At 61.3% G+C, this 12,707-nt stretch carries 9 protein-coding genes and 1 pseudogene; 2 read left to right on the top strand and 8 right to left on the bottom strand.

Features of this window, described 5'->3' with window-relative positions; all coding sequences use genetic code 11:
- Positions 1-73 precede the first annotated feature (73 nt).
- The gene (locus PspCFBP13509_RS19375; RefSeq protein WP_137212533.1) at positions 74-4,921 is read left to right on the top strand and encodes an NAD-glutamate dehydrogenase; all 4,848 of its coding nucleotides are present in this window, start codon (positions 74-76) and stop codon (positions 4,919-4,921) included.
- Between the two features lie 102 nt (positions 4,922-5,023).
- Here PspCFBP13509_RS19375 and PspCFBP13509_RS19380 read toward each other — a convergent pair whose 3' ends face one another.
- The 5 genes and pseudogenes from PspCFBP13509_RS19380 to PspCFBP13509_RS19395 form a co-directional block, all read right to left on the bottom strand.
- Positions 5,024-6,073, bottom strand: a complete 1,050-nt coding sequence (locus PspCFBP13509_RS19380; protein ID WP_137212534.1) for a hypothetical protein — start codon at positions 6,071-6,073, stop codon at positions 5,024-5,026.
- A gap of 77 nt (positions 6,074-6,150) precedes the next feature.
- Positions 6,151-6,840, bottom strand: a complete 690-nt coding sequence (locus tag PspCFBP13509_RS19385; RefSeq protein WP_065927994.1) for a GntR family transcriptional regulator — start codon at positions 6,838-6,840, stop codon at positions 6,151-6,153.
- Positions 6,841-6,857: 17 nt separating this feature from the next.
- Complete coding sequence (locus PspCFBP13509_RS19390; protein ID WP_065927995.1) at positions 6,858-7,559, bottom strand: FadR/GntR family transcriptional regulator; 702 nt, start codon at positions 7,557-7,559, stop codon at positions 6,858-6,860.
- 32 nt (positions 7,560-7,591) lie between these two features.
- Positions 7,592-7,720 (bottom strand): annotated as a pseudogene (locus PspCFBP13509_RS32205) (outer membrane lipoprotein carrier protein LolA); the annotation flags it as partial.
- On the bottom strand, positions 7,714-9,039 hold the full coding sequence (locus tag PspCFBP13509_RS19395) for a C4-dicarboxylate transporter DctA (RefSeq protein WP_178084557.1): 1,326 nt from the start codon (positions 9,037-9,039) through the stop codon (positions 7,714-7,716). The gene PspCFBP13509_RS19395 and the pseudogene PspCFBP13509_RS32205, both read right to left, overlap by 7 nt.
- Before the next feature lie 217 nt (positions 9,040-9,256).
- Here PspCFBP13509_RS19395 and PspCFBP13509_RS19400 point away from each other — a divergent pair, with 217 nt between their 5' ends.
- Complete coding sequence (locus PspCFBP13509_RS19400) at positions 9,257-9,886, top strand: DNA-3-methyladenine glycosylase I (RefSeq protein ID WP_137212536.1); 630 nt, start codon at positions 9,257-9,259, stop codon at positions 9,884-9,886.
- Between the two features lie 55 nt (positions 9,887-9,941).
- Here the strand turns inward: PspCFBP13509_RS19400 and PspCFBP13509_RS19405 are convergent, their stop codons facing one another.
- The 3 genes from PspCFBP13509_RS19405 to PspCFBP13509_RS19415 form a co-directional block, all read right to left on the bottom strand.
- On the bottom strand, positions 9,942-10,343 hold the full coding sequence (locus PspCFBP13509_RS19405; protein WP_137212537.1) for a cupin domain-containing protein: 402 nt from the start codon (positions 10,341-10,343) through the stop codon (positions 9,942-9,944).
- 84 nt (positions 10,344-10,427) lie between these two features.
- Positions 10,428-11,864, bottom strand: coding sequence for a MocR-like pyridoxine biosynthesis transcription factor PdxR (pdxR, locus tag PspCFBP13509_RS19410; RefSeq protein ID WP_137212538.1), 1,437 nt, complete (start codon positions 11,862-11,864; stop codon positions 10,428-10,430).
- Between the two features lie 70 nt (positions 11,865-11,934).
- Positions 11,935-12,702 (bottom strand): SDR family oxidoreductase, encoded by a 768-nt coding sequence (locus PspCFBP13509_RS19415; protein WP_027608558.1) that lies wholly within the window; start codon positions 12,700-12,702, stop codon positions 11,935-11,937.
- Positions 12,703-12,707 lie beyond the last annotated feature (5 nt).

The raw sequence follows: 12,707 nt of genomic DNA on the forward strand, positions 1-12,707 counted from the left end.
AGCTGACGGTCTCCCCACCAGGGGATAACACGCGACGCTTCCATCAATAACAAGCCCAAGCGGAGTACCACAGATGGCGTTCTTCACCGCAGCCAGCAAGGCCGACTTCCAGCATCAACTGCAAGCGGCACTGGCGCAGCACATCAGTGAACAGGCACTGCCACAAGTGGCGCTGTTCGCTGAGCAATTCTTCGGCATCATTTCCCTGGATGAACTGACCCAGCGTCGCCTTTCCGACCTGGCCGGTTGCACCCTGTCTGCCTGGCGCCTGCTTGAGCGCTTTGATCACACCCAACCGCAAGTGCGGGTCTACAACCCCGATTACGAACGTCATGGCTGGCAATCGACCCACACTGCGGTCGAAGTGCTGCACCATGACCTGCCATTCCTGGTGGACTCGGTACGCACCGAGCTGAACCGCCGTGGCTACAGCATCCACACCCTGCAGACCACCGTGCTCAGCGTGCGCCGTGGCAGCAAGGGCGAGTTGCTGGAAATCCTGCCCAAGGGCACCCAGGGCGAAGGCATCGAGCAAGAATCGCTGATGTACCTGGAAATCGACCGCTGCGCCAACGCCGCCGAACTCAACGTGCTGAGCAAAGAGCTTGAGCAGGTACTGGGCGAAGTGCGCGTGGCCGTGGCCGATTTCGAACCGATGAAGGCCAAGGTCCAGGAGCTGCTCGACGGTATCGACGCCAGCCCGTTCGGCATCGACGGCGAAGAAAAAGCCGAGATCAAGAACTTCCTGGAATGGCTGGTGGGCAACCACTTCACCTTCCTCGGCTATGAAGAGTTCGTGGTACGTGACGAGGCGGACGGCGGTCATATCGAATATGACGCCAGCTCGTTCCTCGGTCTGACCAAGCTGCTGCGCGCCGGCCTGACCGCCGACGACCTGCGCATCGAAGACTACGCCGTGTCGTACCTGCGCGAGCCGACCGTGCTGTCGTTCGCCAAGGCCGCGCACCCAAGCCGTGTGCACCGCCCGGCTTACCCGGACTACGTGTCGATCCGCCAGATCGATGCCGACGGCAAGGTGATCAAGGAATGCCGCTTCATGGGCCTCTACACCTCGTCGGTGTATGGCGAAAGCGTGCGCGTCATCCCGTATATCCGCCGCAAGGTCGCGGAAATCGAGCGTCGCTCGGGCTTCCAGGCCAAGGCGCACCTGGGCAAGGAGCTTGCTCAAGTCGTTGAAGTGCTGCCCCGTGACGACCTGTTCCAGACCCCGGTCGACGAGCTGTTCAGCACCGTGATGTCGATCGTGCAGATCCAGGAACGCAACAAGATCCGTGTGTTCCTGCGTAAAGACCCGTACGGTCGTTTCTGCTACTGCCTGGCCTACGTGCCGCGCGACATCTATTCCACCGAAGTGCGCCAGAAGATCCAGCAAGTGCTGATGGATCGCCTGAAAGCCTCGGACTGCGAATTCTGGACCTTCTTCTCCGAATCCGTGCTGGCGCGCGTGCAGCTGATTCTGCGGGTCGACCCGAAGAACCGCCTGGACATCGACCCGCTGCAACTGGAAAAAGAAGTGGTGCAGGCCTGCCGCAGCTGGCAGGACGACTACTCCAGCCTCGTTGTGGAAAGCTTCGGCGAAGCCCACGGCACCAACGTGCTGGCGGACTTCCCGAAAGGCTTCCCGGCCGGCTACCGCGAGCGTTTCGCTGCGCACTCGGCCGTGGTCGACATGCAGCACCTGCTCAGCCTCACCGAAGCCAACCCGCTGGTGATGAGCTTCTATCAGCCGCTGGGCCAGGTCTCCGGCCAGCGCGAGCTGCATTGCAAGCTGTATCACGCCGATACCCCGCTGGCGCTGTCCGACGTCTTGCCGATCCTGGAAAACCTCGGCCTGCGCGTGCTGGGTGAGTTCCCGTACCGCCTGCGCCATGCCAACGGCCGCGAGTTCTGGATCCACGATTTTGCGTTCATCGCCGCCGAAGGCGTGAACCTGGACATCCAGCAGCTCAACGACACCCTGCAGGACGCGTTCGTGCACATCGTGCATGGCGATGCAGAGAACGATGCGTTCAACCGCCTGGTACTCACCGCCGGCCTGCCATGGCGCGACGTCGCGCTGTTGCGTGCCTACGCCCGTTACCTGAAGCAGATCCGCCTGGGCTTCGACCTCGGCTACATCGCCAGCACCCTGAACAACCACACCGACATCGCCCGCGAGTTGACCCGGTTGTTCAAGACCCGCTTCTATCTGGCGCGCAAGCTCACCGCCGATGACCTGGAAGACAAGCAGCAACGCCTGGAACAAGCGATCCTCACGGCCCTGGACGACGTCCAGGTGCTCAACGAAGACCGCATCCTGCGGCGCTACCTGGACCTGATCAAGGCCACCCTGCGCACCAACTTCTACCAGACCGACGCCAACGGCCAGAACAAGTCGTACTTCAGCTTCAAGTTCGACCCGCGTGCCATCCCCGAGCTGCCCAAGCCGGTGCCGAAGTTTGAAATCTTCGTCTACTCGCCGCGTGTCGAAGGCGTGCACCTACGCTTTGGCAATGTGGCCCGTGGCGGCCTGCGCTGGTCCGACCGTGAAGAAGACTTCCGTACCGAAGTGCTCGGCCTGGTCAAAGCCCAGCAAGTGAAGAACTCGGTGATCGTGCCGGTGGGCGCCAAGGGCGGCTTCCTGCCGCGTCGCCTGCCATTGGGCGGCAGCCGTGACGAGATCGCGGCCGAGGGCATCGCCTGCTACCGCATCTTCATTTCCGGCCTGTTGGACATCACCGACAACCTGAAGGATGGCGCCCTGGTGCCGCCGGCCAACGTCGTGCGCCATGACGACGATGACCCGTACCTGGTGGTGGCAGCGGACAAGGGCACCGCGACCTTCTCCGACATCGCCAACGGCATCGCCATCGACTACGGCTTCTGGCTGGGCGATGCCTTTGCCTCCGGTGGTTCCGCCGGTTACGACCACAAGAAAATGGGCATCACTGCCAAGGGGGCTTGGGTCGGTGTGCAGCGTCACTTCCGTGAGCGCGGCATCAACGTGCAGGAAGACAGCATCACCGTGGTGGGCGTCGGCGATATGGCCGGCGACGTGTTCGGTAACGGCCTGTTGATGTCCGACAAGCTGCAACTGGTCGCGGCCTTCAACCACCTGCATATCTTTATCGACCCGAACCCGAACCCGGCCACCAGCTTCGTCGAGCGCCAGCGCATGTTCGAGCTGCCGCGTTCGGCCTGGACCGACTACGACACCAGCATCATGTCCGAAGGCGGCGGTATCTTCTCGCGCAGCGCGAAGAGCATTGCCATCTCGCCACAGATGAAGGAACGCTTTGACATTTCGGCCGACAAGCTGACCCCGACCGAACTGCTGAACGCCTTGCTCAAGGCGCCGGTGGACCTGTTGTGGAACGGCGGTATCGGTACCTACGTCAAGGCCAGCACCGAAAGCCATGCCGATGTAGGCGACAAGGCCAACGACGCGCTGCGCGTCAACGGCAACGAGCTGCGCTGCAAGGTGGTGGGCGAGGGCGGTAACCTCGGCATGACCCAGCTGGGCCGTGTGGAATTCGGTCTCAATGGTGGCGGCTCCAACACCGACTTCATCGACAACGCCGGTGGCGTGGACTGCTCCGACCACGAAGTGAACATCAAGATCCTGCTCAACGAAGTGGTGCAGGCCGGCGACATGACCGACAAGCAACGCAACCAGTTGCTGGCGAGCATGACCGACGAAGTCGGCAGCCTGGTGTTGGGCAACAACTACAAGCAGACCCAGGCCCTGTCCCTGGCTGCGCGCCGTGCCTACGAGCGTGCCGCCGAGTACAAGCGCCTGATGAGCGACCTGGAAGGCCGTGGCAAGCTGGACCGCGCCATCGAGTACCTGCCGACCGAGGAGCAGCTCACCGAGCGCGCTTCCACCGGCAAGGGCCTGACCCGTCCGGAACTGTCGGTGCTGATTTCCTACAGCAAGATCGACCTCAAGGAAGCGCTGCTCAAGTCGCTGGTACCGGATGACGACTACCTGACCCGCGACATGGAGACCGCGTTCCCACCGAGCCTGGTGGCCAAGTTCGGCGAAGCCATGCGTCGCCACCGTCTGAAGCGCGAGATCGTCAGCACCCAGATCGCCAACGACCTGGTCAACCACATGGGCATCACCTTTGTGCAGCGACTCAAGGAGTCGACCGGCATGAGCCCGGCGAACGTGGCCGGTGCCTACGTGATCGTGCGCGACATCTTCCACCTCCCGCACTGGTTCCGCCAGATCGAAGCCCTGGACCACCAGGTCTCCGCTGACGTGCAATTGCAGTTGATGGATGAGTTGATGCGCCTGGGCCGTCGCGCCACGCGCTGGTTCCTGCGCAGCCGTCGCAACGAGCAGGACGCCGGCCGTGACACCGCGCACTTCGGTCCGCACCTGGCCGCGTTGGGCCTCAAGCTCGACGAACTGCTGGAAGGTCCGACCCGCGAAGGCTGGCAGACCCGCTACCAGGCCTACACCGAAGCCGGCGTGCCGGAGTTGCTGGCGCGCATGGTTGCAGGCACGACCCACCTGTACACCTTGCTGCCGATCATCGAAGCCGCTGATGTGACCGGGCATGACGCCGCCGAAGTGGCCAAGGCCTACTTCGCTGTCGGCAGCGCCCTGGACCTGCCGTGGTATCTGCAGCAGATCAGCGATCTGCCCGTGGCCAACAACTGGCAGGCCCAGGCCCGCGAAGCGTTCCGCGACGATGTGGACTGGCAGCAACGTGCGATCACCATTTCCGTCCTGCAAATGGCCGACGCGCCACAGGACATGGAAGCCCGCGTGGCCCTGTGGCTTGAGCAGCACAAGGACATGGCTGATCGTTGGGTCGCAATGATGGTGGAAATCCGTGCTGCGGTCGGCACGGACTACGCCATGTACGCGGTGGCCAACCGTGAGTTGCTGGACCTGGCGTTGAGTGGTTAATCGGTGTTGTAAAACAACGACTGGTACTGGAAGAATCCCTGAATCTCACGATTCAGGGATTTTTTTTGGCCCGGTGAACCCGGGCAGCCCGCTATTGGACGATTATTTCGCAGTGCCCGGAATGATCAACTCCTCAAGGCGAGAGAAGGGTTCAATAGCCTTTTCTGCAAGTTGGGTCAGGGTCGTGTTGGCCTTTTCCCAATCCATTTGCGTCATCTGCATTTCGATTGCGTGGAGGTCGGATGCAAGCATGGGAACCTCTTCAACCTCCGCTGTTTTCTTGAGTACATACTTCAACATCGCGTAGGCCAGGCCGAGGTCCTTGGCTAGGCCGTACGTGCGCGGCGCCTGTCGCTCGCCAGGGGCATAGCGGGATGCGTCTTTTTGCGCGCGTGCAAAGTTGGCGAGTGCGTAGCCGTATTCGAGCATCCCGTATACCTGTCCCATCCACGCCAGTTGAGCAAGACGTGATTGTTTTTCGGCAAAGCTGGCATTCGACTCATCAGAAAAGACTCGTGCGTGTACCGCCAAAGGCAGTCCACCGTCTGCGGACGCTTGCAGGAGTTCTTCGATTCGGGCGTGGCGTAGGGTGTCGTTACTAAAGATCTCAGGCTTTTGTTGATACAACTGGGCGAGTTTGTATTGGGCTTGGTTCCAGCCGACGGCGGCGGACTTCTCCAACCAGTGGGTGTCATTGGTAATGAGGTACATGTAATACATGCCCTGGGGATTCTCTTGGCTCGCCGGGTTGGTCAGCAGGCCCTTGGCTTTTTCCAGGGACTGGGCGTCACCCAGTTGTATCAAGGCAGGAATATAGTTCTGAGCCGCAGCCAATCTGAGCCATTTCTTTGTATCGTCGCTTGCGTGGGAAGTGACCTCACCGTTCTTGTGATGCCAGATGCCGTCGCGGTAAGCACCGCATGTGGCCAGGGCGAACTGAGACCAAGCGTTGCCGGTCGCGGCGGCTATGTTTAGAAAGCGCTCGGCTTCTTCAAGTTTGTTGAGCTGGAATATTTTCGCTCCCGTGTAAAGCGCAGCATCGTTCAACTCGTTCAGAGCCGTCTGCATTTCCAGTGGCATTGTTGTTTTTTGCGTGTTCAGTTGCGAAAGCACGCTGAACAGTGCTGGTCGTATTTTTGAATCTGATTTCATGATTGGTACCTGTAATACGCACTCAAATTGTGCGCAAACAGGGTGTGAGATTGCCTGGGCCCTCAGGCGTTAGATAGCTATTGCGTTAGCTTGAGCAGTTTCGATTCCAGGTGATCCAAATGCTGGGTCATCAGGCTGATCGCACGGTTGACGTCGCGTTGCTCAACTGCGTCGACAATCGCCACATGCTCCTGCCACGCGCAATACGTGCAGGCTTTGGCCTCATATTGCGCAATGATCAACGACGTCAGCGGCACCAGGCTGTTCAGGAACTGCGCCAGCGGCGCATTTCCTGCTATGGCTGCCAACTGCAGGTGAAACTCCCCCGACAAGCGTATCGCCGGCCCACGCTGGTCACGTTCAATGCAATCGCGCTCGCGGGCGATCAATTCGCGTAATTGGCGGATTTGCCCGGAGCTGGCCTGGGCGCATGCCAATTGCACCACGGTCATTTCGGTCATGCGCCGCGCTTCGAGGATTTGCCGCGTCTGCTGGGCATCCGGCGCCGCCACTTGGGCGCGCTGGTTCGGACGCAGGATAATCACTTGCTGATGGGACAGTTTGGCCAATACCCGACGGATCACGCTGCGGCTCACGCCGAAGGTTTCGCCCAGGCTTTCTTCGGTGAAGCGGCTGGCCGGGGCGATGCGTTGTTCGAGGATTGCGTCGAACAACCGTGGGTAGATGTCATCCACCGAAGGCTTCTTGCCGGCCACCAGGCGCAGGGTGGGCAAGTAGGGGTCGTGTTGCAGGGCGTGGGCGGTCATGGCCGGTCTCCAATAAATCAGCTGCCCAGATGATCGTCCGGGATATTCAGGCGAATGCCCATGCGCAGGCCTTCCTGGAGGATATGCCGGCGCATCTCGGCACTGGCCAGGGCGCTGTTCTTGTTGCGGATGGCGCGTACCACCGCCTCATTTTCCTGCAGGCGTTCCGCCAGGTGCTCGGGTGAGTTGCGCAGCACCTGGGTGCTTTGCTTGAGGGCATTGCTGGTTTGCTGCACCACGTTCTGGAAGATCGGGTTGGAGGTGAGCGCGAACAGTTCCTCATGAAAGTCGAGGTAAGCGTTCATGCCGGCTTCGGCGTCACCGGCATCCAGGGCTTCGCGCATGTCCATCAGGGTCAGGCGCAATTGGCCGACTTCCTTGCTGCTGATGGACTGGGCCACCAGGCCGACGATAAAGGGTTCGAGGGTGTAGCGCAGTTGCAGGATGTCTTCGAGGCTGGCGTCGGCCACGGCGTCGCTCGATTGTGGTTCGCTGACGCTGGTTTCCAGCACGACCACGCCTTTGCCGGGCATGGAGCGCACCAAGCCGAGGGTTTCCAGCACGATGACCGCTTCGCGCAGGCTGGGGCGGCTGATGCCCATCTGTTCGGCCAGTTCGCGCTGGCCGGGCAGCATTTCGCCCCGGCGCCACTGACCGCGAGCCAGGGCGGCGCGGAGTTTTTCTACGACTGAATTGACGACGGTTGAGGTGCTGATCACGTCGTGCGCTCCTTAAAAATGAATAATCCCTGCACTGTAGGAGCGAGCTTGCTCGCGAAAAACTTCAAGTCACCGCGTGCATCCAGAATGCCCGCGTTATCGTTGACGACCTTCGCGAGCAAGCTCGCTCCTACAGTGGAAAGCGTTTGGCGTTTTAAAATTCCTGGTGGGCCGGCACTACCGGCTTCTTGGCCTGGAAGGCATAACCTTGCTGGCCGTCCAGCACCTTGTTGGCGCGTTGGATATCGATGTCTTTTTCCCAGCGGGCAATGGCCACGGTGGCGACGCAGTTGCCGATCAGGTTGGTCAACGCGCGACCGATACCCATGAACCAGTCCACCGCCAACACCAGCACCAGGCCGACCACCGGAATCGCCGGGATCGCCGTGAGCGTCGCCGCCAGGATCACCAGGGCCGAGCCGGGAATCCCGTGGGCACCCTTGGAGGTGATCAGCGACACCAGCAGGATGGTCAGCAGATCGGTCATCGACAGCGGCGTGCCGGTGGCGTTGGCGATAAACACGATGGCCAGGGTCAGGTAGATCGAGAAACCGTCGAGGTTGAACGAGTACCCGGTTGGAATCACCAGGCCCACGGTGGAACTGCCAATGCCCAGGTGTTCGAGTTTGCGCATGACCTGCGGCAGCACGGCATCGGAGGAGGCGGTGCCCATCACGATCAGCAGTTCTTCACGCAGGTACTTGAGCAACGGCAGCATGCGCAGGCCCGACAGGCGCATCACCAGGCCGAGGATCAGCGCGACGAAGGCAAGGCAGGTCAGGTAGAACAGGCCCACCAGGCTACCCAAGTGTTGCAGGGAGTCCAGCCCGTAGGTGCTGGTGGTGAAGGCGATTGCGCCGAACACACCGATCGGCGCCAGGCGCACGATCATGCCCATGATGCGGAAAATCACGTGGCTGAGTTCGTTGATCAGCCGGGTGATGCCCGAGGCTGCTTCGCCTACCAGGTTCAGCGCGCTGCCGAACAGTACCGAGAACAGCAGCACTTGCAGCACGTTGTTGTCGGCAAAGGCGCCGATCACCGAATTAGGGATCAGGTCCATCAGGAACTGGCTGGTGCCTTTGATGTGCTGGCCCTTGTCGGCCAGTTCATTCAGGCCGGCAGAGGAGAGCTGCTCCAGGTGGATATTGGCACCTTGGCCGATCCCGGTGCTGAAGGCCATGATCAGGCCGATCACCAGGGCGATGGTGGTGAGCACTTCGAAGTAGATCACCGACTTGAGGCCGATGCGCCCGACCTTCTTCAAGTCGCCGGCCCCGGAAATACCACTGACCACCACGCAGAACACGATCAGGCCGATCAGCATCTTGATCAGCTTGATAAAGCCGTCACCCAGGGGTTTGAGTTGCGAGGAGAATTCGGGAAGGGCCAGGCCGCACACGATGCCGAGCATCAGGCCAATCACGACTTGCAGGAAAATCGAACGCGAGCACCATCTGAGCATGGGAGGGATCTCTATTCGGTGCCCTGGTGGTTCCAGGGCTTAATTGTTGTGGTCATACCGGTAAGTCCAGTGCGTCGCCAGTCTAGGCCAGGTATTTTTGAAATCACAAGTAAAAATTCGGCGGTAGGCAGGTCCCGGTCTGACCAGTTGGTCGCGAAGGTGGATGCTTGAGCGGTTGGCGGGGCGCAAATTTTTTCGCTTATCATTCGCCGCCTGGCACATGAGGTGATGGATGGACAAACCAGGACTGACCACCGACGAAGCAGGGCTGACCCACTGCACCTGGCGCACGGCCGCGCCGGAATACCTCCGTTATCACGACCACGAGTGGGGCGTACCGGTGGCGGATGATGTTCAACTGTACGAGAAGATTTGCCTGGAAGGCTTCCAGGCCGGCATGGCCTGGATCACCATCCTGCGCAAGCGCGAGCCGTTCAGGGCGGCGTTCGACGGTTTTGATTTTCGCCGGGTGGCGCAGTACGGCGAGGCGGATGTCGAGCGGTTGATGCAGGACGCGGGCATCGTGCGTAATCGAGCGAAGATCGTTTCCACGATCAACAACGCTCGCCGGGCGTGTGAGTTGGTGGATGAGACCGGCTCGCTGGCGCAGTGGTTATGGGCGTTCGAACCCGGCCTTGAAGAACGCCCGGCAGTGGTGGACCTGGCTTACTGGACGGGCAATCCCATCTCGCCGGCCTCGGTGCGCCTGTCCAAGGCCTTGAAGAAACGTGGCTGGACGTTCGTCGGGCCGACCACGATGTATGCGCTGATGCAGGCGATGGGGATGGTCAATGATCACCTTGATGGGTGCGTGTGCCGCCCAAAGATCGAAGAACTGCGCCGCCAGTTCAAGCGCCCGTGAGTCGCTGACGGAGGGAGGGGGCTTCATCCATATTGCTGATTGGTGATGAGGCTGATTAGTGAGGAAGAGGGGTCAACACCTTGGCCTTGTCATCCAGCACCATCACTACCAGCAGCCTGGCCGGCTGGGTCTGGCTGGCATTGCTGGATTCAAAGTGTCGCGAACCCGCGGGCTCGTAGAACGATTCGCCAACCGTGTAGGTCCTGGCTTTCTCATCATTCACCCGCGAGGTAATCGCGCCTTCGAGCACATAGGCCACGGCCGTGCCCGTGTGGCTGTGGGGTACGGTGGCCTGGCCGGGGGCGTAGTCCACGGTGAGCATGAGGGTTTTCTTGCCGGGCACCTGGGGCAGCGCGTGTTCTTGCAGGACCTTGATCGATTCCTGGTTGTACACGGGCGGGTGGGCAAAGGCGCTGAGCGAGGCGAGCATCAGGGTGGTGGCGAGCAGGCGTTTCATGGCGAAGTTTCCGAGAAGTTCGAGACCTGCCCACCGTACGCCTGGATTTTCGAGCGACCAATGACCAATCCGGCGGAAAAACCCTTAGCCAATCTGCTGGAGAATATCGCGCACCTTGTCCAGCGCCGGGTCGATGTCGAGGGTCTCGATGGCCCCAAACCCGATGATCAGGCCCGGACGCACCGGCGTGTCGTGGAAGAACACGTCCAGCGGGTATAGGCCGACTTCCACCTGGCGCGCCAATTCCATCAGCAACGGGATAATATTCACCGGTACTTTGCACAACGCCGCCATATGGAACCCGGCGACGGTGGGCACCGCTTCGAACCACGGCGACAGGTCGCCCGCCAGGCGCTGCAAAATGCGCTCGCGGCGCCCGGCGTATACGCTGTGGCAGCGGCGAATATGCTTGAGCAAATAGCCTTCGCTGATGAATTTGGCCAGCGCCCATTGCGGCAATGTGGAGCTGTGCTGGTCGGTCAATTGCTTGGCCTTGAGCACCGCGCCGTAGATCGCCGGCGGCAGCACCGCATAGCCCAGGCGCAGTTCGGGCAACAGGGTCTTGGAGAACGTCCCGACGTAGGTGACCACGCCACGGCTGTCCATGCTTTGCAGGGAGTCGGTGGGCCGGCCTTCGTAGCGGAACTCGCTGTCGTAGTCGTCCTCGATGATGATCGCACCCAACTCGAAGGCGCGTGCCAGCAGTGACTCCCGACGTGGCAGGCTCATGGGCATGCCGAGGGGGAACTGGTGGGAGGGCGTGACGTAGATCAGCCGGGCGCCATCGGGGATCCGGTCGACCTGAATGCCTTGTTCATCGAGGGGAACCCCGATGACCAAGGCCCCCATCGCCATGAACAACTGGCGCGCGGGGCTGTAGCCGGGGTCTTCCATGGCGACGATGCTGCCCGGTTCCAGCACCACGCGGGCGATCAGGTCCAACGCCTGCTGCGCACCGTTGGTGACCACGATGTCGCTGTCGCGGCATTTGACCCCACGGGAAAACGCGATATGCCCGGCGATGGCACTGCGCAGTGCCGGCACCCCTTCGGGCTGGCTGTAGAACCCACTGTTCTGGGCGATGCGCCGCAGCGCATCCTGGGTGCAGCGCCGCCATTCATCCTGGGGGAACTGATTGCGGCTGGTGGCGCCGCCGATAAATTCGTAGCGCAACGTGCTGTCGCGGGTGGGATGGCGCATGGGCGAGGGCAGTGACTGCCACTTCGCCAGGTTGGCGGCGCAGGCCAGGTCGGTGGCGGTCTGCACGCGATTCGGCTGTGGTGCCCACGCGTTGACGAAGGTGCCACGGCCAATCTTGCCCACCAGCAGGCCTTCGTAGGTCAGGGTGGCGTAGGTGTCGGATACGGTCTTGCGCGATACGCCTAATTGCTCGGCCAGCAGGCGGCTGGGTGGCAGTTGCGCGCCCGCCGAGAGACGCCCGGTGGCGATGGCTTCACGCAACTGCTGATAAAGCTGGGCCGCCAGGTCCTTACGCCCGTTGATGACGATGTGGAGTTCCATGTTTCATCCTGAGACAGATCGATCTGCGCCAAGGTTACGCGTAAATCGATCTGTAGAAACCCAGGCGTACTCAGGACAGGAAGCCGCCATCCACATTCAGCGACACACCGGTGGTGTAGCTCGACGCATCGCTGGCCAGGTACAGCACCGCACCGGCCATCTCGCTCGGGTCGGCCACGCGCTTGAGCGGGATCTGCGCCAGGGCCATTTTCAGGATCGCGTCGTTCTTCACCAGCGCCGAGGCGAACTTGGTGTCGGTCAGGCCGGGCAACAGGGCGTTGCAACGAATGCCGAATTCGGCGCATTCCTTGGCGAACACCTTGGTCATGTTGATCACGGCGGCCTTGGTCACCGAGTAGATGCCCTGGAACACGCCCGGCGAAATGCCGTTGATCGACGCCACGTTGATGATGCTGCCGCCACCGTTCTCGCGCATCAGCTTGCCGGCTTCCACCGACATGAAGAAGTAGCCGCGAATGTTCACGTCAACGGTCTTCTGGAAGGCGCCGAGGTCGGTGTCCAGCACGTTGCAGAACTGCGGGTTGGTCGCGGCATTGTTGACCAGTATGTCCAGGCGGCCGAACTGTTCGCGGATGCCGGCAAACACCTGGGTAATCTGCTCCATTTCACCGATATGGCAGGCAATCGCCGTGGCCTTGCCGCCGTCGGCGATGATTGCATCCGCCACATGCTGGCAGCCTTCGAGCTTGCGGCTCGAGACGATCACGTGGGCGCCTTGCTGGGCAAGCAGCTTGGCGATGGCTTCACCGATGCCACGGCTGGCGCCGGACACAAAGGCAATCTTGCCGTCGAGGTCGAACAGGTGGGTCTTGGACATTAGCG

It is taken from the genome of Pseudomonas sp. CFBP13509, from assembly GCF_005233485.1.
Classification (GTDB): Bacteria; Pseudomonadota; Gammaproteobacteria; order Pseudomonadales; family Pseudomonadaceae; genus Aquipseudomonas; species Aquipseudomonas marginalis.